Source organism: Pseudomonas sp. BN515 (genome assembly GCF_029873155.1).
Taxonomy (GTDB): Bacteria; Pseudomonadota; Gammaproteobacteria; order Pseudomonadales; family Pseudomonadaceae; genus Metapseudomonas.
In genome coordinates this window covers 207272-233659 of record NZ_SSOH01000092.1, presented here as the reverse complement: position 1 = coordinate 233659, position 26388 = coordinate 207272, and the positions used below count along the sequence as shown (strand labels likewise).

Annotated in this window: 28 protein-coding genes; 18 read left to right on the top strand and 10 right to left on the bottom strand. The window is 62.2% G+C overall.

Going from position 1 to position 26388, the window contains the following annotated elements; translation table 11 throughout:
- The first annotated feature begins 102 nt into the window (after window positions 1-102).
- Entirely contained in the window at window positions 103-1266 is a 1164-nt protein-coding gene (locus tag E8E91_RS26725; RefSeq protein WP_280380070.1) for a hypothetical protein, read from the top strand.
- 425 nt (window positions 1267-1691) lie between these two features.
- On the top strand, window positions 1692-2147 hold the full coding sequence (locus E8E91_RS26720) for a BRO family protein (RefSeq protein ID WP_280380068.1): 456 nt from the start codon (window positions 1692-1694) through the stop codon (window positions 2145-2147).
- Between the two features lie 111 nt (window positions 2148-2258).
- Here the strand turns inward: E8E91_RS26720 and E8E91_RS26715 are convergent, their stop codons facing one another.
- Window positions 2259-2663, bottom strand: a complete 405-nt coding sequence (locus E8E91_RS26715) for a hypothetical protein (RefSeq protein WP_226282373.1) — start codon at window positions 2661-2663, stop codon at window positions 2259-2261.
- 624 nt (window positions 2664-3287) lie between these two features.
- The gene (locus E8E91_RS26710; RefSeq protein ID WP_280380066.1) at window positions 3288-3947 is read right to left on the bottom strand and encodes a twin-arginine translocation pathway signal protein; all 660 of its coding nucleotides are present in this window, start codon (window positions 3945-3947) and stop codon (window positions 3288-3290) included.
- A 247-nt stretch (window positions 3948-4194) separates the two neighbouring features.
- Between E8E91_RS26710 and E8E91_RS26705 the strand changes: the two genes are divergently transcribed.
- The 6 genes from E8E91_RS26705 (at window position 4195) to E8E91_RS26680 (ending at window position 9163) form a co-directional block, all read left to right on the top strand.
- On the top strand, window positions 4195-5286 hold the full coding sequence (locus E8E91_RS26705) for a hypothetical protein (RefSeq protein WP_280380064.1): 1092 nt from the start codon (window positions 4195-4197) through the stop codon (window positions 5284-5286).
- A 46-nt stretch (window positions 5287-5332) separates the two neighbouring features.
- Window positions 5333-5821, top strand: coding sequence for a hypothetical protein (locus E8E91_RS26700; RefSeq protein ID WP_280380062.1), 489 nt, complete (start codon window positions 5333-5335; stop codon window positions 5819-5821).
- Window positions 5822-5945: 124 nt separating this feature from the next.
- Window positions 5946-6179, top strand: a complete 234-nt coding sequence (locus E8E91_RS26695; protein ID WP_280368887.1) for a hypothetical protein — start codon at window positions 5946-5948, stop codon at window positions 6177-6179.
- 436 nt (window positions 6180-6615) lie between these two features.
- Window positions 6616-7125, top strand: coding sequence for a DUF417 family protein (locus E8E91_RS26690; protein WP_280380060.1), 510 nt, complete (start codon window positions 6616-6618; stop codon window positions 7123-7125).
- Window positions 7126-7255: 130 nt separating this feature from the next.
- Window positions 7256-8140 (top strand): LysR family transcriptional regulator, encoded by an 885-nt coding sequence (locus E8E91_RS26685; protein WP_280368883.1) that lies wholly within the window; start codon window positions 7256-7258, stop codon window positions 8138-8140.
- Between the two features lie 186 nt (window positions 8141-8326).
- Entirely contained in the window at window positions 8327-9163 is an 837-nt protein-coding gene (locus tag E8E91_RS26680; RefSeq protein ID WP_280380059.1) for a bifunctional allantoicase/(S)-ureidoglycine aminohydrolase, read from the top strand.
- A 127-nt stretch (window positions 9164-9290) separates the two neighbouring features.
- Here the strand turns inward: E8E91_RS26680 and E8E91_RS26675 are convergent, their stop codons facing one another.
- Window positions 9291-10184: a LysR family transcriptional regulator gene (locus tag E8E91_RS26675; RefSeq protein WP_280380057.1), complete on the bottom strand. Its 894-nt coding sequence runs from the start codon at window positions 10182-10184 to the stop codon at window positions 9291-9293.
- Window positions 10185-10270: 86 nt separating this feature from the next.
- Between E8E91_RS26675 and E8E91_RS26670 the strand changes: the two genes are divergently transcribed.
- Both E8E91_RS26670 and E8E91_RS26665 read left to right on the top strand, forming a co-directional pair.
- Window positions 10271-11053, top strand: coding sequence for an NAD(P)H-dependent oxidoreductase (locus tag E8E91_RS26670; RefSeq protein WP_280380055.1), 783 nt, complete (start codon window positions 10271-10273; stop codon window positions 11051-11053).
- Between the two features lie 174 nt (window positions 11054-11227).
- Entirely contained in the window at window positions 11228-12529 is a 1302-nt protein-coding gene (locus E8E91_RS26665; RefSeq protein WP_280380053.1) for a hypothetical protein, read from the top strand.
- Between the two features lie 14 nt (window positions 12530-12543).
- Here the strand turns inward: E8E91_RS26665 and E8E91_RS26660 are convergent, their stop codons facing one another.
- From E8E91_RS26660 to E8E91_RS26650, 3 genes are all read right to left on the bottom strand, one after another.
- Complete coding sequence (locus E8E91_RS26660) at window positions 12544-13395, bottom strand: CAP domain-containing protein (protein WP_280380052.1); 852 nt, start codon at window positions 13393-13395, stop codon at window positions 12544-12546.
- 464 nt (window positions 13396-13859) lie between these two features.
- Window positions 13860-15626 (bottom strand): diguanylate cyclase, encoded by a 1767-nt coding sequence (locus E8E91_RS26655; protein ID WP_280380050.1) that lies wholly within the window; start codon window positions 15624-15626, stop codon window positions 13860-13862.
- A gap of 141 nt (window positions 15627-15767) precedes the next feature.
- Window positions 15768-16517 (bottom strand): TIGR01458 family HAD-type hydrolase, encoded by a 750-nt coding sequence (locus E8E91_RS26650; protein WP_280380049.1) that lies wholly within the window; start codon window positions 16515-16517, stop codon window positions 15768-15770.
- 208 nt (window positions 16518-16725) lie between these two features.
- Here E8E91_RS26650 and E8E91_RS26645 point away from each other — a divergent pair, with 208 nt between their 5' ends.
- From E8E91_RS26645 to E8E91_RS26635, 3 genes are all read left to right on the top strand, one after another.
- Window positions 16726-17202, top strand: a complete 477-nt coding sequence (locus E8E91_RS26645; protein ID WP_280380047.1) for a YbhB/YbcL family Raf kinase inhibitor-like protein — start codon at window positions 16726-16728, stop codon at window positions 17200-17202.
- A 157-nt stretch (window positions 17203-17359) separates the two neighbouring features.
- Complete coding sequence (locus E8E91_RS26640) at window positions 17360-18064, top strand: YebC/PmpR family DNA-binding transcriptional regulator (RefSeq protein ID WP_151132535.1); 705 nt, start codon at window positions 17360-17362, stop codon at window positions 18062-18064.
- Window positions 18042-18293, top strand: coding sequence for a hypothetical protein (locus tag E8E91_RS26635; protein ID WP_280380045.1), 252 nt, complete (start codon window positions 18042-18044; stop codon window positions 18291-18293). Before E8E91_RS26640 ends, E8E91_RS26635 begins: the two co-directional genes overlap by 23 nt.
- A 66-nt stretch (window positions 18294-18359) precedes the next feature.
- Here the strand turns inward: E8E91_RS26635 and E8E91_RS26630 are convergent, their stop codons facing one another.
- A complete protein-coding gene (locus E8E91_RS26630; RefSeq protein WP_280380043.1) occupies window positions 18360-19259 on the bottom strand; it encodes a DMT family transporter in 900 nt (299 codons plus the stop codon).
- A 131-nt stretch (window positions 19260-19390) separates the two neighbouring features.
- Between E8E91_RS26630 and E8E91_RS26625 the strand changes: the two genes are divergently transcribed.
- Together E8E91_RS26625 and E8E91_RS26620 are read left to right on the top strand one after the other, a co-directional pair.
- On the top strand, window positions 19391-19828 hold the full coding sequence (locus tag E8E91_RS26625) for an Lrp/AsnC family transcriptional regulator (RefSeq protein WP_280380042.1): 438 nt from the start codon (window positions 19391-19393) through the stop codon (window positions 19826-19828).
- Between the two features lie 125 nt (window positions 19829-19953).
- A complete protein-coding gene (locus E8E91_RS26620; protein WP_280380040.1) occupies window positions 19954-21801 on the top strand; it encodes an ABC transporter ATP-binding protein/permease in 1848 nt (615 codons plus the stop codon).
- Between the two features lie 167 nt (window positions 21802-21968).
- On the opposite strand, the gene E8E91_RS26615 is transcribed toward E8E91_RS26620, so the two are convergent.
- Entirely contained in the window at window positions 21969-22292 is a 324-nt protein-coding gene (locus E8E91_RS26615) for a carboxymuconolactone decarboxylase family protein (protein WP_280380039.1), read from the bottom strand.
- A 174-nt stretch (window positions 22293-22466) separates the two neighbouring features.
- Between E8E91_RS26615 and E8E91_RS26610 the strand changes: the two genes are divergently transcribed.
- Both E8E91_RS26610 and E8E91_RS26605 read left to right on the top strand, forming a co-directional pair.
- Entirely contained in the window at window positions 22467-23255 is a 789-nt protein-coding gene (locus tag E8E91_RS26610) for an SDR family oxidoreductase (RefSeq protein ID WP_280380037.1), read from the top strand.
- A 45-nt stretch (window positions 23256-23300) separates the two neighbouring features.
- On the top strand, window positions 23301-24065 hold the full coding sequence (locus tag E8E91_RS26605; RefSeq protein WP_280380036.1) for an alpha/beta fold hydrolase: 765 nt from the start codon (window positions 23301-23303) through the stop codon (window positions 24063-24065).
- Here the strand turns inward: E8E91_RS26605 and E8E91_RS26600 are convergent.
- Window positions 24062-24376: a putative quinol monooxygenase gene (locus E8E91_RS26600; protein ID WP_280380034.1), complete on the bottom strand. Its 315-nt coding sequence runs from the start codon at window positions 24374-24376 to the stop codon at window positions 24062-24064. The genes E8E91_RS26605 and E8E91_RS26600 overlap by 4 nt on opposite strands.
- A gap of 158 nt (window positions 24377-24534) precedes the next feature.
- Between E8E91_RS26600 and E8E91_RS26595 the strand changes: the two genes are divergently transcribed.
- The gene (locus E8E91_RS26595) at window positions 24535-25125 is read left to right on the top strand and encodes an NAD(P)H-dependent oxidoreductase (RefSeq protein WP_280380033.1); all 591 of its coding nucleotides are present in this window, start codon (window positions 24535-24537) and stop codon (window positions 25123-25125) included.
- A gap of 382 nt (window positions 25126-25507) precedes the next feature.
- Here the strand turns inward: E8E91_RS26595 and E8E91_RS26590 are convergent, their stop codons facing one another.
- Window positions 25508-26347 carry an FHA domain-containing protein gene (locus E8E91_RS26590; protein ID WP_280380031.1) on the bottom strand — a complete coding sequence of 280 codons (840 nt, stop codon included), beginning with the start codon at window positions 26345-26347 and terminating at the stop codon, window positions 25508-25510.
- Between the last annotated feature and the right edge of the window lie 41 nt (window positions 26348-26388).

The window sequence follows — 26388 nt, the reverse complement described above, 5'->3', positions numbered from 1 at the left end:
AACCTGGCGATCACAACTCCTCTAGCGCGGGGTTTTCCGATTAGCACGTTTCAGTTTTTGCTGGTGCAGGAAGGGTCAAGACATTAGGAAAACATAAACGCTTTGCCTGAAATGGAAGTTCGGGGTAGCGAAGAAAGACGAAGCCCCGCCTTGTGCGGGGCTTTTTCTTCCAACAAAGGAAAAAGAACAAAGAGAATGAAAGACTATTTTTCAAAAGCAGAAACACGAAGAGCTATTAACGAATTCCTAGAACACCTCACAACAAAAAACCCATCAACAGAACTAGAAAAAAGCCAAACCAACCAGATTAATTATATTTTCGGCGCTATGAAAGCCTCCACTCCAGAGTGGGATGAAAACTGCCAACGCAATATAGAGCAAATTGGAGAAACTTTAATAGAATACCTCTCCGCCCCTTCAAGCAAAAACAGCAAAGAATCCCTAGACATTATTTATGCCATTCTTTATCGATTCACAATTGAAATGGAAATGTCTGGCAATCTTTCGCCAGAGATAATCAAATCCTTGGACAAAACAATTTTTGACCACAGAGATGAAATATCAAAATCAGCACTTGAAATAATTGATTTCGCAAGAAACAAGATGCCAATCGCTATATTAAAAGAACTCTTCAGCGATGAGCACGTAAAAACAATTAAACATATTGCAAAACTAAAAAAAGAAGAGGGCGAAACAGAAGCACGCTGGAAAAGAGAACTTCAAGAAAGAGAGGAAAAAATAAACGGACTAAAGGAAACCCTAAACACATATGAAACAGCATTTAATTTTGTAGGACTATACAACGGGTTCGACAATCTTTCCAAAGAAAAAAACAAGGAAAGGGAAAAAACCTCAGCCTGGCTAATACTATTTGGCTTCCTTATACTTTTACCCCCCGCAATCGAAATAATAATCGTCATCCTCCTCCGCAACGAACCAGAAATACTAAAGACCATATTTATTTTTACAGCCATACCATCAATATCAGCAACCCTGATATTAATCTATTTCTTTAGAATCCTTCTTTTAAATTACAAATCAACAAAATCCCAACTACTACAAATAGAGCTCAGAAAAACGCTTTGCGCATTCATCCAAAGCTACAGCGAGTACTCAAAGCAAATAAAATCAAACAACGCCGGCTCATTGGAAAAATTTGAAAACATCATATTTTCAGGACTTGTAAGCGACGAAAGCAAGATCCCCTCAACCTTCGACGGAATGGAACAAATATCAAATCTAATTAAATCAGCAAGAACCCCATAAGTTAATTTGCACAAAAAACAAGGTTGGTGGATATTTTCATCCACCAACCTAATCAGCCATCTCGAAGTCCTCCATCCCAATCAGCCAAATCCCACGCTGCAACTGCATTGCCGCTTCCCTGCTCCGCCCATAGCCTCTGTCCCCGGCGCCTAAGAAACGCTTACTCACCTAGCGGCCAGACCGCTCCCGAAAGCTCAGCGGCTTTTTTGTGCCTGCGGCATACTCGCGCCCGCACAAAACCTCTGTTCTGCCGGGAGTGGACTAATACAAAACCCGAAAGGGAAATACGTCCGGCCCTCTAGGTGGGGTTTCTTAACTCCCGGCGCCACAGCCTTAAGAAAGCTGATTGAGACCTAGCAGAGGTAATGGATATGCCCGAGTTCCCCCAGTTTCACCCCGCCCCTCCCCCACACGCCGAAGTCCTGATGCCCGCCACCTTCATCCGCCACAAGCGCCAGTTGCGCGCGGTGCTGCTGGATGAAGAGCCCTGGTTTTCCGCCAGCGACCTTGCTCGGCTGATCAACCACGCACCGCTGCCCGAACGGGTGTCGCGCAATCTGGATGAAGACCAGTTGCAGCGCGTCTGGATGCGCAACAGCCATGGCGACTTCGAGCAGGAATTGCTGATCAGCGAGTCCGGCGTCTATGCCGTGCTGATCCTCTACTACCACCCGGAAAATCGCTGCATCCGCCAATGGCTCACCCGCGAGGTGATTCCTCGCCTACGGGAAGAGGAACGCTTCGACGGCAGAGGCCCTCACCGCGAGGTAATCCAGTGGCAGGCACGGGATATCGAGGTGCTGTACTGGCAAGGCAAGGCATGGCTGTATCTGGGCGATTGCCCGGACCTGCTCCAGCGCACGCCGCTTGTGATCGGCTGATCTGAAGCGGTGCTCAGCAAGCGGAGCGATGCCCACCGCGACAAGGGTGATGGGTTTCGCTCCGCTCTACCCATCCTACGAATCTGTAGAGCGACTTGCAGGCCACACGGATCAAAGTGTGATAGTGGCAGCCGGATAGAACAAGACATTGAGCACGAAGAGGATCATCCAGAAGCCTATCTCCAATGTTTCGGTGATCGGCTGGATGCGTTTGATTGCGCCATATACATGCACGACAAACATCAGCGTGAACACCAGAAAAAGAATATCGAAGGCATAGCTATAACTGGTGCCAGTCGTGACAGAGCGCAACATGGTTATTTCAACGATGAGGATAAAGGCGCCAAGGCATCGGCCAAAATAAATAGCCAGGTGCTGATGCTCCGGAATGGTCCAGCGCATGGCTCTGGCCCAGGCTAGCGGGGCAACGAATATGGGCAGGGCAAAAAACAGCGTGGTCACGATCATCAGGGTGGTGATGTATTCCTTGCTGTATTGCGCGTAGTAACCAAGCATCACAGAACTCCTTGTTCCGCAGCCACAGGAGGGCATTGCTGGATAGTTATTGTTATTTCCGATGGGTTTTCGGCGGCAAGAATTGTAATGACAGGTCACACGCGTCAAGCGCACGAAGCAAAACCGCTACCAAAGAACGCAATAGGTGCAATAAGGATTACTACGCAAGTGCAACTTTCTGGCGGCAATCGAGCACCCGAACAGCCAACTCAAGGGTGTGGCGAAACCCAGACTACAGCCGGAGTTACGAGGTATCGCAGGAACGCGCAAATGCCCATCAGCAGGCCCTTTCGCCCGCTCATGCCATCCCTCAGGTGAGGGAGCAATCGCCGATCTACCCTCTGGTTGTTGGCGCCCCACCGGAGTGAGAAGCGATGAACACGAACGACAAGCCGAACCTCGACAAACTCAGCCGGAAACCCATCGATCCTTCAGAGCCAACGCCGTCCGCGCGGGGCAAGGCGCGGTTCCAGATCGAAGCGCGTTGCAGCGGTGATGGGCGAGCCAGTGGGATGGATCGGGCGCACCACGAGGAACGAAATCCATAGCGTTCCATTGCTGGGTATCGCTTCGCTCCACGCCATCCTACGAGCTACCCTCGGAGGCCACATCCGCTAGGCGAGGTCACGCAAAGCCCCGCGCCAGCACGATGTCGAACACGCCTCTGCGCAATTCGCCGTCCTGCTCCAGCTCGATGGTGTTGGTGGTCCGCTCGTGGGCCCAGGGGTCGCCGGCGATGAAGGGGTCGCCCTTGAAGTAGAGCTGCAGGGTCACGGGCACATGAAGCGCCTCCATGACCCGGAAGTGGATGTGCGCGGGGCGCATGATCCCGCCGTACTTCTCCAGCCCCGGCAGGTTCGGTGGCACGGGATAGCGGCCCGGCATCACGGTCTCGATGCGGTACTTGCCCTGGGCATCGGTGTAGAGCATGCCGCGCAGGCGGAAGTTGCCCTTGTCGGTGTAGTTGCCGGGCGTTTCGGTGTCGTAGAGGCCGGCGCCGTTGGCCTGCCAGACCTCCACCAATGCGTTCGGTACCGGCGTGCGGCAGTCCGCGCTGAACACGGTGCCGGTCACCACCAGACGCTCACCCGGTTCTTCGGGCCCGGCCAACCGTGACTGGAAGGGTGCGCCGAAGCGGTAGTAGGGACCGAGGATGTCGCCCTGGGTAATGGGGCAACCCTGCTGCGCGAACGCCGACCTTGCCAGCAGTCCACCGCCCAGAAGCACCATGCTTCCGCCCAGGAAATGGCGCCGCGAGATGCCCGCCAATGGATGCTTGTCCACACCCGCCTCCTCCCCATTAAGGGCCCGGCCACAGTGACGAATGCACGCCAGACTTCCCGGACGACGAGGCGTGTGCCTGATGAGTCTAGCCATGGGCCAGTACCCCGCCAGGCGCCGATTTAGGGACGCGTTGGAACCCGTTCCACCTCTTCCTGCGAACGGAATACCGATGTTCACAAATCAGGCTAGCGGACCGAATGATGGCCTTTTACCATTCGCGCCATAACCAGAGCCAAGGGAGCGGCACATGGATGCGCGCGTAGATCTACCGCAGGAGCAGGAGCAGGAGCAGGAGCAGGAGCAGGAGCAGGAGCAGGAGCAGGAGCAGGATATTTTTGACCGCTACGTCGCTAGAACCAGCGAGTACGCAACCCGCTATTTCCCGCAATTGATCAAATGGCTTCCCCCCTTCGTAGGCTTTTCCATCTTCCTTGCCTACTTCTTCGCCAATCATTTCTACCCCAGTTTCGACCTGTTCCAGTTCTCCTCGCTGCTGCTGTCGGCCGCACTGATCGGATTCTGCGTTGTGGGGTTGTTGGCCGCCGGTATCGCAGCCCCCGGCGTACTCACCGTTCAGTTCTTTGTGAACCACAAGTCGATCAAGGGCTATTTACGCCGGGTAGGGGCCACCGAGGACGAGAAAGAGCGCAATGCCTACTGGCTGGTCGCACTGTGTTTTCTGCTTCCCCACGCCACCAACTCACTGGCAGCCTCCAGCATTTTCCTGACCTTTGGCTCATCATTGCGTATCGCATACCTGATCGTTCCAGCTTTGATAGCCATGGCTTTCGGCATTGCGGTACAGGAGAAATTCAAGCTGCCGAAATGGAGTTTTCTCCACTACCTGTACTCAACCTACATCGCACTTCTCATCGTCTATCTGGTTGCCTTCAGTGCCCTTCCCCAATCCGACTCAGTGTTTGGTGGCCTGCTCACCGGCAAGCTGCAAACAGTTGGATTCGTCCTCATTCCATTCATTCTCAGCGTCGTTATTGGCTGCTATAGCATGGCGGCATTTGGTGGCATCAACTATCTGCTCTGCTTTTCGATTCCATTGGCTTTAGCGATCACCTTCTATAGCGGAGCGCTAACCACCATGCCGGAACGAGTCATTGGAGGATTGGGGCTTGGCAGTTACGACGCGAGCGAAATCGCCTTGGACAGTAGCTACTGCGAAAAGCCTGCTCCTGATGCGCTAGCTCTGGATCAGTCGTGCTCACTGAGAGATGTCCGGGTTGTTTGGTCGCTAGGTGACACCTTGGTACTGCGGTTGCCCGGAAAGGTGCAGGCGCAAATCCCTTCCCGCCATGTAAAAGCCATCGTGCGAAGCTGGAAATGAGCTACCGCTCCAATCCACGCAGTAGCAGCAACAGCGGAGGACCAGGATGATCGCCAGCAAACTGCACATCTACGTATTCGCCGCCACAACACTGGGCTTTGCCCTTGGCCTGCTTCCCGGATTGGACGGCATTGATCTCCTGGTCCACCTCACGCCGTCAGGTTCGGGACTTGCCACGAAGCAGGATGGAGCAACTGCGGTGGGTTTCAACCTTGCCCTGTTGTTTACGGTCATTGCAGTTATCAGCCATGCGATATCCAGCGACGATATCGAGGATGTCGCCATTTTCGAGTGGTATGGCTGCCTGATCTTTGGAGGCGCACTCGCTGTTTCGATGTTCGGCCTGGCGACCTTCGTATGGTCCGAAGGCTTTCCATCCATCACACACGGCCGCGGAGCACGCGCGCTTTATCAGCTCTCCAGCAGACACGTACTGGTGCTGTACGCCACCTGCCTCTGGCTCTTCCTGCTGGGCGGATTCGGTCTGTACCTGCTGGCCAAGGTTCCACAATTGCTCAAGCTGCGACTCAACTGAGTTGTTCCGAACACGCTGATGGAACCCATCGGCCGTCCAATTCGCCCGCTCGTTCCATCCCCCAAGTACGGGGAAAAACCCCGATCTACCCTCTGTTCAGAAGTCGATCCACCGGAGCACAGCGATGAACACTGACGACAAACTGAACCCCGACGAACTCAACCTTGAGCCCATTGCGCCAACTGCAGCAGCGCCTTCTTCCCGAGGTAAAGCGGTGTTCAAAATCGATACCCGTGGAGGGGGTGATCGGCGCAAGGGTACTGATCGTCGTCAGTCGATCCGCTTCGAGCAGGACCGCCGCCAAGTCGACCGGCGCGCGAAAAGCAGCGATCCCTGGAGTCAGAGCACCGATCTCTGATCACCGTCGGCCGATGGCCGTCCCTGAAGGACGCAATAGAAGTCACGCAGCGGGCTGTGCGTAGCCCGCTGCCTCGAAACATCCCCTCCAAAACCACGATGTCCCGGGCCCGCCTGACTCTTTTCATTCCGGCGGATGGCCCAGCACATCCCGCCGCTGCATTTAGACGATCTGCATCAAAACTCGTACTTTCTGAACCCAAAAGCTAGGCGCGCGAGGCAACACTATCTCCACGCCCAACGCATACCGCGTGGGGTCAGCGGGAGATAACCCATCAACGGCTCGAATGTGGTCGGTAACTGACGCCCCCTGGCCTGAGGGGCACGGAACAACGACTCGGTTGTTTTCACGCAGGTTGCACGTTGATCCATCGTCCCCCGGCCGCTTAGCCAGTTGCGTCGGGACGCCCCTAGCCAAGTTACGAGAAGCACGACAAATGAATACTTTGAACATCACCAGCAATGCCAACACCGCTCAGTCGAACAACCTGTCCCTCGGGGCTTTCACCACCGCAATCGGAACCTATGGCATCTACTTCGCCCTCGCCGTCATCTACTTCTGGTTCGGCGGCATGAAGTTCACGCAGTACGAAGCAGAGGGGCTGGTACCCCTCGTGAGTAACAGTCCGCTGCTGGGCTGGCTGTACGACCTCTTCAGCGTGCGGACTTTCTCCACCCTGCTCGGTTTCCTCGAGGTGTCCATCGGCCTCCTGATTGCGGGGCGATTGCTGTCGCCGAAGCTTTCGCTGGTGGGTGGCGCCCTCTCCGCCGGGCTGTTCTTCACCACGCTGAGCTTCATGTTCTCGACCCCCGGCGTGATCGAGCCCAGCGTGGGTTTCCCCGGCATCAGCGTTGCGCCGGGCCAGTTCATCCTCAAGGACCTGGGGCTGCTCGCCGCTTCCATATTCGTCGCCGGCCATTCGCTGAGCCGCCTGGAAAACCGCTGAGCCTCAGCTTGCAGAAGGGCCTCCACGCACAACTGCGTCCAGGCCCTTTGCATTACCGTCGGCCAATACATTGCCGGGCTTCAAGCGAGCTGATAAAAGCGGAATCGACATTCATAAAATCGATACCGCCATGAGCGAAAGTGACAAATCGAATACACGCCTGTTCGACCTCGACCTGCTCCGGGCCATCGTCACGGTGGCCGACTGCGGCAGCTTCACCACCGCCGCGACGCGCCTGCATTCGACCCAATCCACCATCAGCCAGAAGATCCGCCGCCTGGAAGAGATGGCCGGGCATCGCCTGCTGGAGCGCGGCAACCGCGACGTGCTGCCCACCGATGCCGGCGAGACGCTGCTGGGCTATGCGCGGCGATTGCTGGCGCTGAACGACGAGATGGTCGAGGCGCTGTCCGGCGCCACGGTGGCGCTGACGGTGCGTATCGGCGTGCCGGATGACTTCGCCAGCGGACGCACCACCGAGCAGCTGGCCGCCTTCAACCGGCGCTACCCGCAGGTGAAGCTGGAGGTCACCAGCGGCCTCAGCCGCGACCTTTCCGCCAGCTACGACCGTGGCGAGCTGGACCTGGTACTGCTCAAGCAACGCCAGAACAGCCGCGAGGCGGTGGCCTGCTGGCCGGAGAAGACGCGCTGGGTGGATAGCGCGAAGAACCCTTGCATCGACCTCGACCCGCTGCCCATCGTTACCTTCCCGCCGCGCGGGGTGTACCGCGACGAGATGATCGCCGCCCTGGAAGCCGTGGGCCGGCGGTGGCACATCAGCTTCACCAGTTCGAGCCTCTCCGGCATCCAGTCGGCCATTGCCGACGGCATGGGCATCGGCCTGCTGCCACTGCGCGCGGTGACGGCGGGCCACGCCGTGGTGCCGAAGAACACCGGCTTGCCGTCAGTGGATGTGTTCGAGGTGGCGCTGCTGCACCGCCCCGCAGCAGACCCAATGGTGAAGGAACTCGCTCGCGTGCTTTCACGGGTTCTGGCCCAGGACACACGGGCCTGAGCGGTGCCAATCTCGCATTTGAAAACCGAATACGGCGGATTCCAACATTTAATTTGTGCATGAACTCATCGCTGGATATGGTGGTTCCCAGCGACGGCCAGCGCCCCCGGTGGCGCACCGATCTGCACGAATTGTTCGACCCGGCGCCGCGCGCCAGGCAGCAAGACAACAATGAGGAAATACCCCATGGCCAAATCCACCTATTACGCGCCGCACGGCGGGCACCCGGCACAGACCGAGCTGCTCACCGACCGCGCGATGTTCACCGAAGCCTATGCCGTGATCCCGAAGGGCGTGATGCGTGACATCGTCACCAGCCACCTGCCCTTCTGGGACAACATGCGCATGTGGGTCATCGCCCGCCCGCTGTCCGGTTTCGCTGAAACCTTCTCCCAGTACATCGTTGAACTCGCCCCCAACGGCGGCAGCGACAAGCCGGAGCAGGACGTAAACGCCGAAGCCGTGCTGTTCATCGTGGAAGGTGAACTGACCCTGACCCTGCAGGGCCAGGTCCACACCATGCTGCCGGGTGGCTACGCCTTCATCCCGCCGGGTGCCGACTACAAGGTGCGCAACACCACCGGTCAGCACACCCGCTTCCACTGGATTCGCAAGCACTACCAGAAAGTCGACGGCGTACCGCTGCCGGAAGCCTTCGTCACCAACGAGCAGGACATCGAGCCGAAGGTGATGCCGGATACCGAAGGCCGCTGGAGCACCACCCGCTTCGTGGACATGAGCGACATGCGCCACGACATGCACGTGAACATCGTGAACTTCGAGCCGGGCGGCGTGATTCCCTTCGCTGAAACCCACGTGATGGAACACGGCCTGTACGTTCTGGAAGGCAAGGCGGTGTACCGCCTGAACCAGGATTGGGTCGAAGTGGAAGCCGGCGACTTCATGTGGCTGCGCGCCTTCTGCCCGCAGGCCTGCTACTCCGGTGGCCCTGGTCGCTTCCGCTACCTGCTGTACAAGGATGTGAACCGTCACATGCGCCTGACTCTGAACCAGCCGCACTGATGATTCACCTCGACGGGAGCCTTAGGGCTCCCGTTGTCGTTTCTGCCTTCGAGGATTTGTGTAGGAGCGAGCTTGCTCGCGAAAGATCGGCTCAGAAGGTTCGCGAGCAAGCTCGCTCCTACAAGTCTCACACCGCCTGAACGATCTGCTCCCGCAGCCACTGATGCGCCGGGTCGCGGTGGGAGCGTTCGTGCCAGAGCATGGCCATCTCGTAGCCCGGCACCTCCACGGGAGACTCGACCACTTGCAGCGCGTGGCTGCCGCGCACCAGCCGCTCAGGCAGCATGGCTACCAGGTCGGTGGTCTCCAGCACCGAGCGCAGGAAGAGGAAATGCGGCACCGACAGCACCACCCGCCGCTCCAGACCCCGCTCGGCCAACATCTCGTCGGTGATGCCAAAGAAGCCACCGCCATCGGGAGAGACGATCACCTGCTCCAGCGCGCAGAACTGCTTTAGGGTCGGTCGTCGTTTCAAAGCCGGATGGCCAGCGCGGCCGGCGAGCACATAGCGCTCGGCGAACAGGGTGCGGCGCCGCAGGTTGGGCGGCGAGCCTTCGACGGTGTGGAAAGCCAGGTCGATTTCACCCTGTTCCGCCTGCCGGGCGATTCGTGCCGGCACCATTTCCACCACCGCCACTCGGGTCCCCGGTGCCCGTGCCCGCAGCCCCGCCATGGCCGGCAGCAGGATGGACGACTCCCCGTAGTCGGTCGCGGCGACACGCCAGGTCTGTTGCGCCTGGGCGGGATCGAAGGCGCTGGCCGGCGCCACTGCCAACTCAAGGGCCTCCAATGCCTGGCGCAGGGGCTCACGCAGTTCCTCGGCACGGGCGGTGGGACGCATGCCGCGCGGCCCCGGCAACAGCAGCGGGTCGTCGAATATCTCCCTGAGCTTGGCCAGGTGCACGCTCACCGAGGGCTGGGAGAAGTTCAGCCGCTCCGCCGCGCGGGTGACGTTGTGCTCAGCCAGCAGCACGTCCAGGGTCACCAGCAGGTTGAGGTCCAGACGCCTGAGATTATTCATTGAAATACCTGGAATACTGGATATTCATTTCCAATATACCTGGTGAATCACCATCCTGCGCCCATCCCGCACTGGAGGTTTTCCCCATGAATGTCCTGATCGTCTTCGCCCACCCCGAACCCCGCTCCCTCAACGGCGCCCTCAAGGATTTCGCCGTACAACGCCTCGAAGCCGCCGGCCACCAGGTGCAAGTCAGCGATCTCTATGCCATGGGCTGGAAGGCCACGCTGGATGCCGATGACCACCTCGACTACCAGCCCACCGCCCCGTTCTCCCCGTCCGGGGATTCGAAGCAGGCCTTCGCCAATGGCCGGCAGAGTGACGATATCGCCCGCGAGCAGGACAAGCTGCGCTGGGCCGATGCGCTGATCCTGCAGTTCCCGATGTGGTGGTTCACCATGCCGGCGATCCTCAAGGGCTGGGTCGAGCGGGTCTACGCCTATGGCTTCGCCTACGGCGTGGGCGAGCACTCCGACAGCCGCTGGGGCAACCGCTACGGCGAGGGCAACCTGGCCGGCAAGCGCGCCATGCTGATCGTCACCACGGGTGGCTGGGATTCCCACTACAGCCCTCGCGGCATCAATGGCCCCATGGATGACCTGCTGTTCCCCATCCAGCACGGAGTACTGCACTACCCCGGCTTCGACGTGCTGCCGCCGTTCCTGGTCTACCGGACCAGCCGCATGGACGAAGCGCGCTTCGCGGCCGTACGTGAAGAACTGGGCCAGCGCCTGGATAACCTCTGGCAGACGGCCCCCATCCCCTACCGCAAGCAGAACGCAGGCGACTACGAGATTCCTGCCCTCACCCTTCGCGCAGAGCTCGCCGAAGGTCAGAGGGGCTTCGGAGCCCATCTCGACCAGGACTGAAAATTCGGCGAATGCCCGAGAAGGGGCGCCAGCCGCGCCCCGCACTGTGGGTCCGATCGGCCGCGCGCCTGCTGTCCATCCGTCTAGGCTTCCGGTAAAAACACCGGGTTGCCGTGGAGCACGACCGATAAGGGACAGGAGCGAATAACAACAATGAAAATCACGACATCGCCATTGGCCGTACTCCGCGCCCGTGCGGCATCCCGCCTTGCCCTCTGGTTCGCGGTCTGCCTGTTGACCGCGTGTGCGCCCGTGCCGCCCCAGTCCGGCTTCATGCAAGCGATACCGCCAGCGGACTTCAGCATCCGCGTCAACGCAGACCCAGCGGTGTGGGGCGCGTACGCCTCTCTCGTGGGTCATCGCTTCACGCCCCAACAGCAGGACATACCCGGCTACGAACTTTCCTGGAGCAAGCCCGGCCAGGAAATTCGTGAAACGGCGCGAAGCCCCGCTGGCGATGTGCTGTTCAGCCGAACCATTCGCCCCGGCGCCAGGCCGGGCCAGTTGATCAGCAACCTGTATGGAGTCGAATGGCTGGGCACCCTCGAAGCCGATGGTTCCGTGCTGTTCCTCGGCGTCGCGCCCTACCGTATCCGCCAGTCCGCCGATGGCGCTTATGTACATGAGATCGTCGAAGCGGACGCTGACGGCAAGGTGACGAAAGTCCTGTTCTCCACGCCTTATCCGGAAGAGAACGCGCCCAAGCCGGCGATTGCCCAGTCCACCCCGCCGGTGCCGGCAGAGCAGCAACCAGCCGCAGAGCAGGCTGCTCCGACGCTGACCCGCAGCGAGCAATCGGTTCCCGCCATGGAGCCGATCCACTCGATCTCGACCGATGTGCCAACCACCTCCGAGCCCGCTCCGCCTGAATCAGTCGAAACCGAGTCCAGCCTGCCGACAGCCAGTGCGGATAGCGCTGCACAAGACGCCCAGGTGGCCGCCTTGATGGCCCAGCACCAGGCGATGATTCAGGAGATGGGAATCGAGGAGGAAGTGAACGCTCAGGCGGCCGAGATACTGGCGCAGATCGAGCAAGAGAACGCCGCCAGCCAACCCGCGCCTGAGAGCACGGAAGCCCCAGCCCCGGCAGCCAACGGCCTGCTCACCAAAACGGTCAATGGTGTGGATTACAGCGTGAGTCCCAGCCTTCCGGCGCCGATCAAGGGCACCTACGAATACGAAGGCGACGGAGAGCCTGTTGTTCGGATCCATGACGGTGAGATGGCGAGTGCCTTCCAGCCCCACGGCGACCCGGAAATCCCCATCACCGCCTGGATAGCCCAAGCGCCCGATGGCTCGGAGCTGAGAGAGGAAGGAGTAAACGGCCGCTATCAGGTGACGCTGGTTATCCAGTATGGCGCCGGTGGTGGCGGCAACTATCCGCAAGGCAGCTACTCGCTGCTACCGGTCGTGGTCGCCCCCGACCGGGACAAGGCCTACATTCTCGGCGAACGAGTCAAGAACGGCCTTAACTGATCGCCTCGCCGCGCTCACTGCGCCCCGAACATCGCCGTCCAGTAGATGCCCGCATCGCTTTTCGGGTCCACCGCGTAGGCGGCGCCCAGTTCGCGGAATTGCGGGTTCATCAGGTTGGCGCAGTGGCCGGGGCTGGCCAGCCAGCCTTCCACTACCTTGCTGGAGCTATCCAGGCCGGCGGCGATGTTCTCGCCGATCAGCTGGGCGGTGTAGCCGGCCAGTTCGGCGCGGTCGCCGGGGGTGCGGCCGTCGCGGTCCTTGTGGTCGAAGAAGTTCTGGTTGGCCATGGCGCGGGTGTGTTCCTGGGCGGCACCGGCAAGGGTGGCGTTCCAGGTCAGTGGCCCTGCGGCCGAGAAGGACTGGGAGCCGCACTGGCGAGCCTGGCCCCGAGCGGTGTTGATCTGTTCCAGCAGTTTCTGCCCTTCCACCTGCCAGTCGCCCAGGCCACCAGCCAGCAGCGGCCGCGCCAGCACGATGCGCCAGTCCTGGCCCTCGCGGCTGACGCCGACATCGACGAACTGCGGGTCCAGCACCACCTGGCAGAAGCTTTCCTGCAAGGCCTTCATCGCCGCCTGCGCATCGCGCGGACCGGAAAGGTTGACCGCCTGCACGTTGACCAGCGGATAGGCCGTGCGCGTCAGCGCCTGTTGCAGGTCGCCGATGCTGCCGGCCGGCAGGATCAGACGCGGATCGGGCTTGAGCGGAGGCAGCTCCATCGAGGCCTGGCCGGCGCAGGGCTGCGCCTGGCTGCGATAGGCATTGATGGACTCCACCAACTGCGTCTCTTCACTGGCGACCGCGGTGCTGGCGAGTGCCACTCCCAGCGACAGCGCGGCAAGACGCAGAACGGATGACATGACCTCCATGGAAACCTCCCTCGAACTGACTGCGCCCAATGATGCGCGATTCCGCCCCATCCTGTGCACTCTCCGTGGCAATTGGCGGCGCGCGGGTCGGTTCTTCACCCTACTGCGCCCTGGATAAGGCTTTGTTACCCGGTACGGCGCTCGGGTTCCCCACTCCGGCAGCAACTCGCTGCGGAAACAGCGGGCGAATCCTCCCCCGTGCACAAGGCCGCCCCCATTTGCCTGATCTGGGCCGTAGGGTGCGCTGTGCGCACCGATCTCGGGATCGGCTTCGGCACCACTTCAAACCGTTGGTGCGCACGGCGCACCCTACCGGATCAGCTTCATCCTGCTAGCCCGAGTAATCGAATCGTCACAGACCTGGCCGGCGACCCATGACTACGTCGAGGTGCATTCAATCCAGAAACGGCGACCGCTTTTCAGAAGGGAAACGGGCTCGAACCATCCAGCCCGATCAGCTCGCGTCAATGGCACTCGATTCTATTGCGGCCGCCCCGCTTGGCGCGGTACAGCGCCATGTCGCTACGCGACAACGTGGTTTCGGTGTTCACATCCGTGGCATTGATGGCGGCGATGCCGACGCTGACGGCCAGGGAGATTCGGGCCTCGGCGTGCAGCACGGGTGCCTTGGCGAGTTCGCTCTGGATGCGTCGGGCAAACGTCACGGCCTGGTCAATGCTCGCATCGCTCAGCACCACCGCGAACTCTTCGCCCCCCATCCTCCCCGCTGCGTCGGTCTTGCGCAGCTGCGAGCAGAGAATCGCCGCGAAATGCCGCAGCGCCTGGTCGCCCACGGAATGTCCCCAGCGGTCGTTGATCGCCTTGAAGTGGTCCAGGTCGAACATCAGGATCGTCGCGCAGTGGCCTGCCGTACGCTGCACCCGAGCCAACTCGGCATCGAGCTGCTGCATGAAGTGCCGACGGTTGGACAGCAGGGTCAGGGAGTCCGTGGTGGCGAACACCTGCAGTTCGGCTTCGATCTGCTTGCGCTCGGTCACATCAGTGATGAAGCCGTGCCAGACCACGCTGCCGTCATCCAGCCGCCTGGGGCGTGCATCGCCCTGCCGCCAGGAGTCGCCTTGCCCCGGCAATCGCACCCGGTATTCCAGGTGCCAGGGCGCCAGCGTGCGCGCCGAGTCATCGAAGGACGCGCGGTATCGGCACAGGTCGTCGGGGTGGATGATCTCCAGCAATGCGTCTTCGTTGGCCGCCAGTTGATCCGGGGTCAAGCCGTAGATGTCCCGAACCCCAGCACTGACGTAGGAGAAACAGGATCTGCCATCCGGCAGGCGCCGATACTGGAAGGCCATCCCTGGAATCTCATTGGTCAGGTCGGTCATCAGCGCGGCGGTCTGCTGCACCTGCTCCGACATCAAGCGCATGGCGGTGATGTCAGTGGTCGTTCCGATCATGCGCAATGGCTTGCCCGCCGCATCACGCTCGACCACCTTGCCCCGGCTGCACACCCACTTGTAACTGCCGTCCTTGCAGCGCAGGCGATGCTCAACCTCGTATGACTCGGTTCGTTGCTCGAAGTGGGCCTGGATGGTCGCCTTGACGTATTCCAGGTCCGCCGGATGGACGCGCGTGTAGCTTTCCTCGATGCGGTTGCCCACTTCGTGCTCGGCGTAGCCCAGCAGTGCTTTCCAGCCGTTGGAGTAGTGGATTTCGCCCGTGGCAGCGTTGCGGTCCCAGATTCCGGTGCCGCTTCCGGCGATGGCCAGGGCCATGCGCCTTTCACTCACGCGTAGCGCATCCAGTTCCCGCTCCAGACGAGCGTCCGCCTGCTCCCGCGCCAGCAGGCCGGCGGCAATCCCGGCCAGCTCGCGAAGCACCTGCTGCTGGGTCGGGTCCAGCTCGCGAGGCTGGTCGTGCAGGAGGCATATCGTGCCGAGTATCGCCCCGTCTGGAGCCTGTAGCGAACAAGCCGCGAGAAAGCGCACGTGGGGCAACGCCACCACTAGGTGGTGATCGCGGAAGCGTTCATCGCAATGGGCATCGGGCACCACGAGCACCGTGTCGGTGCGGCGCCAGGCGAGGTCCAGGGGATAGAGCCCGGAGGCGTTGCCCAGAGCCAGGCCATCGCAAGTCAGAACCTGCTGGCTTTCCCCGACGCCTGTCGTCAGCAATGCGGCCATGACCCCGAAATGGCTCCGGGCCAGGCGGGTCAGACCATCGAATCGCTCATCGTTGGCGCTCTCTGACGCCTTGAGAGAGTACAGCGGCTGCATGCGGACTCCGGCCGTGCCAGGACTTCGGACGACACCTGGCGATGATCGTTCATGGGGAATTGCAGTCTATCCATAATGGCAATCCAGCGTCACATCACCATTACAGCGGGCCTTGCGCGGATTCGCCATGCGGCGCCCGGCTCAGCAGTAGTGTTTTACCGCTTCCGCCAGATCCGCCGCTACCCAGGCAGACGGCGCCTGTGCCTCGTCGCCCGCGCGGTACTTGCCCGTGCGCACCAGGCAGGCGGGCAGCCCGGCCTGTTGGGCACCCAGTACATCGGCGATCACATCGTCGCCGATCATCAATGTGGAAGCCGCGCTGGTGCCCAATTCATCCAGCGCACTGGCGAAGAAGGCGGCGGAAGGCTTGCCCAGCACCAGCGCCGACGTTCCCGCCGCGTACTCCAGCGCCCGCACGAAGGGGCCGGCGTCCAGGTGCAGGGCGCCCTGACTGCGGAAGTAGCGGTTGTCACCCATGCAGATCAGCGGCGCACCTTCGACCAGCAACTGGAAGGCGCGATTGAGGTGGGCATAGTCGAAGCGCAGCTCCGCATCGCCAAGAACCACCGCGTTGGGATCGGGCAGGTCCAGCAGGTCGGCGAACTCCTCCTCCAGCCCCGGATGGATCAGGCAATACGGCCTCAGGCCCTGGGCCCGTACATGCCGCAGCACGGCTCGCGGCGCGGTGAAGATCTGCTCGGGGTCCACGGCAAAGCCCATCGCCGTCAATTGCCGATGGAGCGCCGCCCGGCCCTGGCGCGAGGTATTGGTGATCAGGCGCAATGGCACGCCCCGCGCCTGCAGCAGGCGCACCGCTTGCAGCGCGCCCGGCAGGGGCTGGTCGTCCACATGCAAGACGCCGCTGATGTCGAGAAGAACCGCCTGCAGCATGGCCGTGTCGAACCTTCAGGTGGATGGGCCGGAGCCCTCGCGAGCACGGAAGCCGTGCCTGAACAGTCTAGGCAGACCCTCTCGCCCCATCCGCCCCATCCGTCCGCCAGACGCGATTCACTATGCTTTGAGGTAGCAATGGCGGCGGAATGGCCGTTGCCGTTGCGGTCAGCTGCTGAATCCACCTGGCAACCTGGGAGATACGGCCATGACCTTCCGACTTGGCTCCACCGCATTCACCCACAACGAGACGATTCCCGCCCTGCACACCTGCGACGGCCGCGACCTCTCGCCCCCGCTGATCTGGACCGAACCGCCAGCAGGCACCCGCAGCCTGGTGCTGATCGTCGACGACCCGGACGCTCCGGACCCCGACGCACCAAAGATGACCTGGACCCACTGGGTGCTCTACAACCTGCCGCCCACCGCCGGCATCCTGCCTGAAGGCGTGCAGGACAACGCCCTGCCACCGGGCACCCTGCAAGGGTTGAATGACTGGCAACGCACGGGATACGGCGGCCCCTGCCCACCTATCGGCAATCACCGCTACTTCCACAAGCTGTTCGCCCTGGACAAGACGCTGCCCGACATGCGCCGTCCCACCAAGGCGATGCTGATCCACTCGATGGACGGCCACGTCCTCGCCCAGGCGGTACTGATCGGCCGGTATCAGCGGCATCGCTAGGCCTTGTGGGAGCGAATTCATTCGCGATTGAAATCGCTCCCACAGATAAGCGCCCCGCATCCGGCGCGCGCCAACCCGACGAGCCAACTGGCAGCCTCCCCCGCCGCCCCAGTAGAATCGTCGCCCGTCTCCAATCCGAACCTGCGAGAGAGCCGACATGGGCGCCCAGTGGAAAGCCAAACCTAAAGAAGCCGCCGCCAACGCCCGAGGGAAGATCTTCGGCAAGCTGGTGAAAGAGATCATGATCGCCGCACGTAACGGCGCCGATCCGGACATGAACCCCAAGCTGCGCCTCGCCGTGCACCAGGCCAAGAAGGCCTCCATGCCGAAGGACACCCTGGAGCGCGCCATCAAGAAAGGCGCTGGCCTTTCCGGCGAAGTGGTCAACTACGACCGCACCCTCTATGAAGGCTTCGCACCGCACCGCGTGCCGGTGATCGTCGAGTGCCTGACCGACAACGTGAACCGCACCGTTGCCGAAGTGCGCGTGCTGTTCCGCAAGGGCCAGCTCGGCACCTCCGGCTCCGTGTCCTGGGACTTCGACCACCTGGGCATGATCGAGGCCGAGCCGGCCAGCGCCGACGCGGACGTTGAACTGGCCGCCATCGAAGCCGGCGCCCAGGACTTCGAAGCCGCCGAAGACGGCGCCACCCTGTTCTACACCGACCCGACCGACCTGGACGCCGTGTGCAAGGCCCTGCCGGAATTCGGCTTCACCGTGCAGTCGGCCAACCTGGGCTACAAGGCGAAGAACCCGGTCAGCCTGTCCGGCGCCGAGCTGGAGGAAGTGGAAGCCTTCCTCGAAGCCCTGGACAACCACGACGACGTACAGAACGTCTATGTCGGCCTGCAAGTCGACTGATCCCCAGAGCCGCCGGCAGTTCCACCAGGAACATGCCGAGCAGGCCCTGGCCGAAGCGTTGCGCCTGCTGGCGCAGCGCGAGGCCATGGGCCCGCGCTGGCTGGCCTGGGTTGCCACCGAGCTCTACCACCTCAAGCCTTCGGCGTTCGCCAACATGGTGCGCCGCGAACTGGAGCGCCTGAGCACGGCGGATCGCCAGTTCGGCCAGGTTTCGAAAGAACTGCATTGAGCGCAGCGAAGCCCAACGATGCGGGAATCGGACCCATCGTTGGGCCGCGCTTCGCTTGGCGCCAACCTACGATTGGGCCTGTGCCGCCCGGCGCAGGTTGAAGCCCCAGCCCTGCTGCATGCCCAGCGCCGCGACGAGAATGGCAGCCACGCCCACCCACTGCAGCAGTTCGAGGTGTCGGCCGAAGGCGAACCAGTCGACGAAGATCGCCGCGATCGGGTAGATGAACGACAGCGCGCCAGTCATGGCAGTCGGCAGTTTCTGGATCGCGCCATAGAGCAGCACGTACATCACGCCGGTGTGGATCACCCCGAGGGTCAGCAGGATCAACCAGGTGTCGCTGCCCTGGGGCAGGCTCGACAGGTTGGCCATGGGCGCCAGCAACAGCACGCCGGTGGTGACCTGGACCAACGCGATCAGGTGCGGAGGCACCCCGCTCAGCCGCTTGATGATCAGCGCTGCAATCGCATAAAGCAGCGCCGCTCCCAGCGCCAGGGCGATGCCCGCCAGGTAGTCGCCGCCGCTCTCGCCCTGCCCGCCGTGGGCGCTGACAATGGCCAACATCCCCGCGAAGGACACCACCAGCCATGCCAGCTTCTGCGCGGTGATCTTCTCGCCAAGGAACAGCGCCGCCAGACCCACCAGCATGAACGGCTGGACGTTGTAGATCGCCGTGCCGATGGAGATGGACGCACGCGAATAGGAGGCGAACAGCAGTACCCAGTTGCCGACGATGGCCACGCCGCTGAGCACCGCCAGAAGGAAGGTGGTGCGGGTCAGGATGCCGGGGCGCAGGAAGCCCATGAAAGCGCAGATGACCAGCAGGGTCGCTGCGCCAAACAGGCAGCGCCAGAACACCACATCCAGCACCGACTGTCCCGACAGCATCACCAACCAGCCAATGGTGCCGGAAATGAGCATGGCGGCGACCATTTCCAACGAACCGCGATGAATTGATTTGTCCATGATTGGGCTCCTCTGCATGGGGCACAGTATGCCGAGCCACATCGGGGCGACTCCATGCGAAAGCGAAGGCCTTATTAACCATCTACCTTTACTATCAAGGCACTTTCGTCCGTTTACCTAACGAGGCATCCATGACCGACGATATCGACCAGTTGTTGCTTTCCGCACTGATGGAAGACTCTCGCCGCTCCCTCAAGGCGCTGGCGCAGATCAGCGGCCTCTCCTCCCCCAGCGTGGCGGAACGGCTGCGCAAGCTGGAGGAACGCGGCGTGCTCACCGGCTACACGGTGGACGTGGACCCGAAGGCGTTCGGCTACCAGTTCCAGGCCATCGTCCGCATCCGCCCCCTGCCCGGCCAGTTGCAGGTGGTGGAACGCAAGATCCAGGACATTCCGGAGTTCACCGAATGCGACAAGGTGACCGGCGACGACTGCTTCATCGCCCGCCTGTGCGTGCGCTCGATGGAACAGCTCGACACCCTGCTGGACCGCATAAACGTCTACGCCGAAACCAACACCGCCATCGTCAAGAAGACCCCGGTCAAGCGCCGCCTGCCGCCGATGGCGTGACCGTGATTTCCCGGAAGCGCCCCGGTATCAGCCGCACCAATAAGCCGTATCAGCCGGGAGACGTCGCGATGCGCCCGTCGCTGGAGTAAGGTCGCCACATCTCCGTAACAGAAGGCAGGTGGGCGATGGCAGCCCTGGACAACAACCCCACGCCGCAGGACGCGATCAACAGCAAGAACGACGGCTCAGCGCCTATCGCGCGCAAGGCTGGCTCCCGTGGCGATGCCGCGGTGATCGCCACCCTGTTGCCGTACCTGCGGCCGTACGTGGGCCGCATCGCACTGGCCCTGGGCCTGATAGTCGCGGCCAAGCTGGCCAACCTCTACGTACCCATCGCTCTCAAGCAGATCGTCGACCAGCTCAACGTCGAGCCCAGCCTGGTGGTGCTGCCAATAGCGCTGCTGCTGGCCTATGGTGCTTCGCGCATCGGCGTCACCCTGTTCACCGAGTTGCGCCAGGTGGTGTTCGCCCGCGTGATGGCGCGCGCTTCGCGGCAGATCACCCTGAAGGTATTCCAGCACCTGCATGGGCTGAGCCTGAAGTTCCACCTCAGCCGTCGCACCGGCGGTGTAGCGCGGGATGTGGAGCGTGGCGGCAGCGCCATTTCCGATCTGCTGGACTGGACCCTCTACACCATCGTCCCGACCTTGCTGGAGGTGCTGCTGGTGACGGCGGTGCTGGTATGGGCCTATGACTGGGGCTTCGCCTTCATCACCCTCGGCACCCTGGTGGCCTACGGCCTCTGGACCTTCGCCGTCACCGAATGGCGCACCCGCTTCTACCGCGCATCCGTAGAGGCGGACACCCGCGCCAACGAGCGTGCCGTGGATTCGCTGCTCAACTACGAGACGGTGAAGTACTTCAACAACGAGGCCCACGAGTCGGCGCGCTACGACGAGAACCTGCGCTTCCTGGAAAACGCGCGGGTCAAGGCCACCAAGTCCCTGGCACTGCTCAACCTGGGCCAGACCGCCATCGTCGCCATCGGCGTCACCGCGATGATGTGGCGCGCGGCTGCCGGCGTGGTGGCCGGCGAGCTGACCATCGGCGACCTGGTGCTGGTGAACACCTACCTGCTGCAACTCTCCGCGCCGCTGTTCATGCTGGGGATGATGTACCGCGAGGTGAAACAGGCGCTGACCAACATGGAGCGCCTGTTCGGCCTGCTGGACGAACGCCAGGACGTACAGGATGCTCCCGGCGCCATCGCGCTGCAGACCAGCCGCCCACGCGTGCGCTTCGAGAACGTGCACTTCGGCTATGACCCGCGCCGGGAAATCCTCCACGGTGTGGACTTCGAGATTCCCCCGGGCGGCACGGTGGCGGTGGTCGGTCATTCCGGGTCGGGCAAATCCACCCTCGCCCGCCTGCTCTACCGCTTCTACGACATCGACGCCGGGCATATCCGCATCGACGGCAAGGACCTGCGCGAACTGACCCAGGGCTCGGTGCGCAGCGCCATCGGCATCGTTCCCCAGGACACGGTGCTGTTCAACGACACCATCTACTACAACATCAGCTACGGCCGTCCCGGCGCCAGCCGCGAGGACGTGGAAGCCGCCGCCCGCGCCGCCCATATCCACGACTTCATCCTGCGCCTGCCCGATGGCTACGAGACGCAAGTCGGCGAGCGCGGCCTCAAGTTGTCCGGCGGCGAGAAGCAGCGCGTGGCCATTGCCCGCGCCCTGCTGAAGAACCCGGCCATCCTGATCTTCGACGAGGCCACCTCGGCGCTGGACTCCAAGTCGGAGAAGGCTATCCAGACCGCGCTGGACCGCATCCAGGTCGGCCGCACCACCCTGGTCATCGCCCACCGCCTGTCGACCGTGATGGACGCCGACCAGATCCTGGTGATCGACGCCGGCCGCGTGATCGAAAAAGGCACCCACCGCGAATTGCTCGAAGCCGGCGGCACCTATGCGCAGATGTGGATGCTCCAGCAGCAGGAGCCCGAGGTGGCGGGTTCGCCGTAGGGTGTGATGGGTATCGCGGAGCTCAACCCATCCTACGAATCCACCCGCCGCACGCAGAACTCGACCGTAGGCCGCCCTGTGGGAGCGAATTCATTCGCGAATCCCGGCAGGTCTTCGACCTGCATCGCGATTGAAATCGCTCCCACACAAATCCGCCCTGAAAGCCCCTAATCCTCTCCCTCCAGCACATCCCCCGCCCAGCTCAGGGCGGCGACCACGGTTGGGAAGCCGATGGTGCTGGTCAGCGCCAGCAGGGCGTGGTGGATCTGTTCGGGGGTGGCGCCGGCTTCCAGGGCGCGGCGGGTATGGCTGTGGACGGCGCCTTCGGAGTGGACGGCGGCAGCGGCGGCGAGCTGGATCAGCTGCAGGCTGCGCTCGTCCAGGGGGCCGACCTGGCGCACCACGGCGCCGAGGGTTTCCACCGCCTGGAAATACGCCGGGTGCTGTTTCTTCAGGCGCTTGTAGGTATCGAGACCGTGTTTGCGTTCCATGGGACCACCTCGCTGGGACATGCCCTTTCAGCTTAGGAAAGCTTTCGGCCCGGGGACCTGGCCAATCCACGCGGGGCGTCTATACCGAATCCGTGGATATTCGGTGCCAGGCGTCTCCGCCCGGAAACAAACGGGCAATGCCTGGCCGCTTTTTCCCATGCGGAGATTCCCTCGATGGACTTCAGACTCTCGAACAAACTCGCCCTGGTTTCCGGTTCGACCAAGGGCATCGGCTTCGCCATCGCGCAGGGACTGGCGCGGGAGGGCGCGCGGGTGATCGTCAACGGCCGCTCCCAGGTTTCGGTGGACGAGGCCATTGCGCGGCTGCTCGCGGCGCAACCGGGGGCCAAGGTGGAAGGCTTCGCCGGCGACCTGGCCGACCCGGCGCAGATCGACGCCCTGACGGCGCGCTACCCGGCGGTGGACGTGCTGGTGAACAACCTGGGCATCTTCGATCCCAAGCCCTTCGAGGACATCCCGGACGAGGACTGGCTGCGCTTTCTCGACATCAACCTGATGTCCGGTGTGCGCCTGTCCCGCGCCTACCTGCCGAAGATGAAGGCGAAGAACTGGGGCCGGGTGGTGTTCATCAGCAGTGAAAGCGGCGTGCAGATTCCGGTGGAGATGATCCACTACGGCGTCACCAAGATCGCCCAACTCGGCCTGTCACGCGGGCTGGCCGAGAGCTGCGCGGGCACCGGGGTGACGGTCAATTCCGTGCTGCCCGGCCCGACCAGTTCCGAAGGCGTGGAGGAGTTCGTCGAGAAGCTGTCCGGTGGTCAGTCGTTCCAGACGTTCGAGAAGGAGTTCTTCGAAACCGCACGTCCCAGCTCCCTCATCAAGCGCTTCGCCAGGCCCGAGGAGGTCGCCAACCTGGTGGTGTATGTCTGCTCGGAAGCATCCTCCGCCACCAATGGCGCGGCTCTGCGGGTGGATGGTGGCGTGGTCCGTTCGGCGTTCTGAGCCCTTGCTCAGGGCAATCGGGCGATCTTCGCCGGCTGGGCTGCCATGAGCCGCAGCCTGGTCGGCGTCGTCCTGATCGCGCTTGCGCTCTACCTCGGCGTGGGCGCGCTGCTCCTGGTGTTCCAGCGTTCACTGATCTACTTCCCGCAGCCGCGCGCCATTGGCGGCCCGGACCGGCAGCTGATGCTGCCGGTGACGGATGAGCAGATCGTCGTCACCGTGCGTCCGCTGGCCAGTTCCAGGGCGCTGATCTACTTCGGCGGCAATGCCGAGGATGTGTCCCGCAGCCTGCCGGATTTTGCCGAAGCCTTCCCCGACCACGCGCTCTACCTGCTGCACTACCGGGGCTTTGGCGACAGCACCGGCAAGCCCACCGAGGAGGCCATCCAGCACGATGCCCTGGAGCTGTTCGATAAGGTGAATGCCCTGCACGGCGACGTGGCAGTCGTCGGCCGCAGCCTGGGCAGTGGCGTTGCCATCCGCCTGGCCAGCCAGCGTCCGGTGGCGCATCTGGTGCTGGTTACGCCCTATAACAGCGTGCTTGAACTGGCCCAGCGGCAGTTCCCGATCTATCCGGTGCGCTGGATGCTGCAGGACAAGTACGAGTCCTGGCGCTACGCCCCGGCCATCACCGCTCCCACCCTGCTGATCGTCGCCGGGCATGACGAGGTGATCCCTCGCTGGAGCAGCGAAAAGCTCTTCGCCCAATTTCGCTCAGGCGTGGCTCGGCGGGAGGTGATTAGCGATGCGGGGCACAACGACATCGGCGGACAGCCGGAGTACCTGCGGCTGATCCGCGACGCGCTCTAGGCGCGGGCCGAGGACGGGCTGAGCATCTCGATCTCGCGGATCTCGAAATCCCGTTGCAGAAACTCCATGCGCTGCTCATGGAAGCGCCGCATGTGCGGCAGCGCGCTGTGGATAGCCAGATGGGCGCGGCTTTTCCAGACCTCGTAGAAGATGAACAGGCTCGGGTCCCGGGCATCCCGCAGCATGTGGTACTCAATGCAGCCCTCTTCCGCGCGGCTGGGTTCGACATAGGCGCGGAACAGTGCCTCGAACTCGTCCGCCTTCTCGGGTCGGGTATGGGCATGAAGGATGAAGCCGTAGGGCTGGGTCATGGCGATGGCCTTGCAGGTGATAAGCTTTATAAACCCTATCGCAAGGCACACACCTTAATTCATGACTTTTGAGCAAATATCAATTGCGCCTGCGCGGATTTTTCCGCGGGGGCGCGACCGGTAGTCTGCCGCCACATCGATTTACGGAGGCTACTGCCATGAAAAAAGTCCTGTTGCTCAACGGCGGCAAGAAGTTCGCCCACTCCGACGGCCGCTACAACGCCACCCTGCATGAGGCCGCGCTGGCCTTCTTCGACCGCGCCGGTTTCGACGTGAAGGAAACCTTTATCGACGGCGGCTACGACGTGGCCGAAGAAGTACAGAAAATCCTCTGGGCCGACGTGGTGATCTACCAGATGCCGGGCTGGTGGATGGGCGCTCCCTGGACCGTGAAGCGCTACCTGGACGAGGTGTTCACCGCCGGTCACGGCAGCCTCTACGCCAACGACGGCCGTACCCGCTCCGACGCCTCGCAGAAATACGGCAGCGGCGGCCTGATCCAGGGCAAGCAGTACATGCTGTCGCTGACCTGGAACGCGCCGCAGCAGGCGTTCGACGACCCCACCGATTTCTTCGAGGCCAAGGGCGTGGATGCGGTCTACTTCCCCTTCCACAAGGCCAATCAGTTCCTCGGCATGAGCGGCCTGCCCACCTTTCTCTGCGTGGATGTGATGAAGCAGCCGAACATCGCGGCCGATGTTCAGCGCTATGAAGAGCACCTGGCAGAAGTGTTCGGCATCACCGCCTGATCCGCGCCGATGCCCGTAGCCAAGGCGACCGACGCGTTGGGCTTCGCAAGCTCAGCGCCAACCTACGGGGCCGCTGCGCGGCCCTTGCCGAGTAAACATCCACGTTCGTAGAACGTGGACTTGCGGTAGCCCCCTGGAAGGGGGCGAATCCACTACCGAGCACAACGCCGACCTCTTTCGCCCGGTCTGGACCGTAGGGTGCGCTGTGCGCACCGACTTCAGGACCCGCTTCGGCACCAGGCCCAACCGCCGGTGCGCACGGCGCACCCTACCCGATCGCCTTCATCCTGCTAGCCCAAGCAGTCGAATCGTCACAGGCAGAGCCGATGACTCATGACCACGTCCTCAGGACGTGGTTTCCCAAGTTCAAATGAATTCGCCCCTATAGCATCGTCTTGCCGGCGAAGGCGGCCGCTGCGGCCACGGCCAGCAGCAACACGCCGATCAGCACCTTGCTTGGCGATTGCCGTGGCGTTTCAACCGGAGCGGCGTTCTTCTGCGCCGCCCGCAACGGGTTGGCTACTGGCTGACGAGAGGCCGGACGCGGCACGGACGCCTTGGGTAACTGGACGGCAGGCATGAACAGCGTGGCGTCTTCGTCCACGGCCTGGGGAGCCGTCACCTTGGGGCCGATCACCAGCAGGGTGACCGAGCCCATGCGGACCTGGTCGCCGGGCTGGAGCACGGCGGTGTTCACCTTCTGCTGGTTGACGAACACACCGTTGGCCGAAGCCAGGTCCTTGACCTCCAGCACGTCGTCCTTGAGGAAGAACTCGCAGTGCCGACGCGACAGCTCCTGGTCGCTGAAGCACAGCTCGCATTTCACCGATCGGCCAAAACTCATAGAGCCGGTGACGTGAAACTTCTGCCCCTCGTGCTCGCCCTTGATCACCTGCAGGAACCAGCGCGCCGACGCTTCGGTCTTTGGCCGCGCCTTGGCCGGGTCCATCAGCAGGAGTTCGAGGTTGCCGATGCGCACACGGTCGTCGGAACGCAGCTGGAAGCGCGCGCCGACGCGTTCGCCATTGACGAAGGTGCCGCCGGGGCTGCCGCAATCGCTCAGGTAGTACTGGCCGTGGTCCTGGCGGATTTCCGCGTGGAACAGGCTGATCTCCGGTTCCGTCAGGACCAGGCTGTTGCGGCTGTCCTGGCCGATGGTGAAGCGTTCGTCCACTAGCCAGATCGGGGCCTGGCGGTTATCGGCGAAGTGAATCCTGAGCATGTGGGGTCCTTGGAGGCAGGGCACAGGCCAATGATAGCCAT

Coding starts and splice junctions, on each gene's coding strand:
- E8E91_RS26595 (WP_280380033.1), top strand. CDS start 24,535: ATGAAAAAAGTCCTGTTGCTCAACGGCGGCAAGAAGTTCGCCCACTCC.
- E8E91_RS26615 (WP_280380039.1), bottom strand. CDS start 22,292: ATGGAACGCAAACACGGTCTCGATACCTACAAGCGCCTGAAGAAACAG.
- E8E91_RS26700 (WP_280380062.1), top strand. CDS start 5,333: ATGATCGCCAGCAAACTGCACATCTACGTATTCGCCGCCACAACACTG.
- E8E91_RS26655 (WP_280380050.1), bottom strand. CDS start 15,626: ATGCAGCCGCTGTACTCTCTCAAGGCGTCAGAGAGCGCCAACGATGAG.
- E8E91_RS26675 (WP_280380057.1), bottom strand. CDS start 10,184: ATGAATAATCTCAGGCGTCTGGACCTCAACCTGCTGGTGACCCTGGAC.
- E8E91_RS26680 (WP_280380059.1), top strand. CDS start 8,327: ATGGCCAAATCCACCTATTACGCGCCGCACGGCGGGCACCCGGCACAG.
- E8E91_RS26695 (WP_280368887.1), top strand. CDS start 5,946: ATGAACACTGACGACAAACTGAACCCCGACGAACTCAACCTTGAGCCC.
- E8E91_RS26600 (WP_280380034.1), bottom strand. CDS start 24,376: ATGACCCAGCCCTACGGCTTCATCCTTCATGCCCATACCCGACCCGAG.
- E8E91_RS26715 (WP_226282373.1), bottom strand. CDS start 2,663: ATGCTTGGTTACTACGCGCAATACAGCAAGGAATACATCACCACCCTG.
- E8E91_RS26625 (WP_280380042.1), top strand. CDS start 19,391: ATGACCGACGATATCGACCAGTTGTTGCTTTCCGCACTGATGGAAGAC.
- E8E91_RS26620 (WP_280380040.1), top strand. CDS start 19,954: ATGGCAGCCCTGGACAACAACCCCACGCCGCAGGACGCGATCAACAGC.
- E8E91_RS26640 (WP_151132535.1), top strand. CDS start 17,360: ATGGGCGCCCAGTGGAAAGCCAAACCTAAAGAAGCCGCCGCCAACGCC.
- E8E91_RS26690 (WP_280380060.1), top strand. CDS start 6,616: ATGAATACTTTGAACATCACCAGCAATGCCAACACCGCTCAGTCGAAC.
- E8E91_RS26720 (WP_280380068.1), top strand. CDS start 1,692: ATGCCCGCCACCTTCATCCGCCACAAGCGCCAGTTGCGCGCGGTGCTG.
- E8E91_RS26645 (WP_280380047.1), top strand. CDS start 16,726: ATGACCTTCCGACTTGGCTCCACCGCATTCACCCACAACGAGACGATT.
- E8E91_RS26650 (WP_280380049.1), bottom strand. CDS start 16,517: ATGCTGCAGGCGGTTCTTCTCGACATCAGCGGCGTCTTGCATGTGGAC.
- E8E91_RS26660 (WP_280380052.1), bottom strand. CDS start 13,395: ATGGAGGTCATGTCATCCGTTCTGCGTCTTGCCGCGCTGTCGCTGGGA.
- E8E91_RS26635 (WP_280380045.1), top strand. CDS start 18,042: ATGTCGGCCTGCAAGTCGACTGATCCCCAGAGCCGCCGGCAGTTCCAC.
- E8E91_RS26630 (WP_280380043.1), bottom strand. CDS start 19,259: ATGGACAAATCAATTCATCGCGGTTCGTTGGAAATGGTCGCCGCCATG.
- E8E91_RS26685 (WP_280368883.1), top strand. CDS start 7,256: ATGAGCGAAAGTGACAAATCGAATACACGCCTGTTCGACCTCGACCTG.
- E8E91_RS26705 (WP_280380064.1), top strand. CDS start 4,195: ATGGATGCGCGCGTAGATCTACCGCAGGAGCAGGAGCAGGAGCAGGAG.
- E8E91_RS26670 (WP_280380055.1), top strand. CDS start 10,271: ATGAATGTCCTGATCGTCTTCGCCCACCCCGAACCCCGCTCCCTCAAC.
- E8E91_RS26610 (WP_280380037.1), top strand. CDS start 22,467: ATGGACTTCAGACTCTCGAACAAACTCGCCCTGGTTTCCGGTTCGACC.
- E8E91_RS26590 (WP_280380031.1), bottom strand. CDS start 26,347: ATGCTCAGGATTCACTTCGCCGATAACCGCCAGGCCCCGATCTGGCTA.
- E8E91_RS26605 (WP_280380036.1), top strand. CDS start 23,301: ATGAGCCGCAGCCTGGTCGGCGTCGTCCTGATCGCGCTTGCGCTCTAC.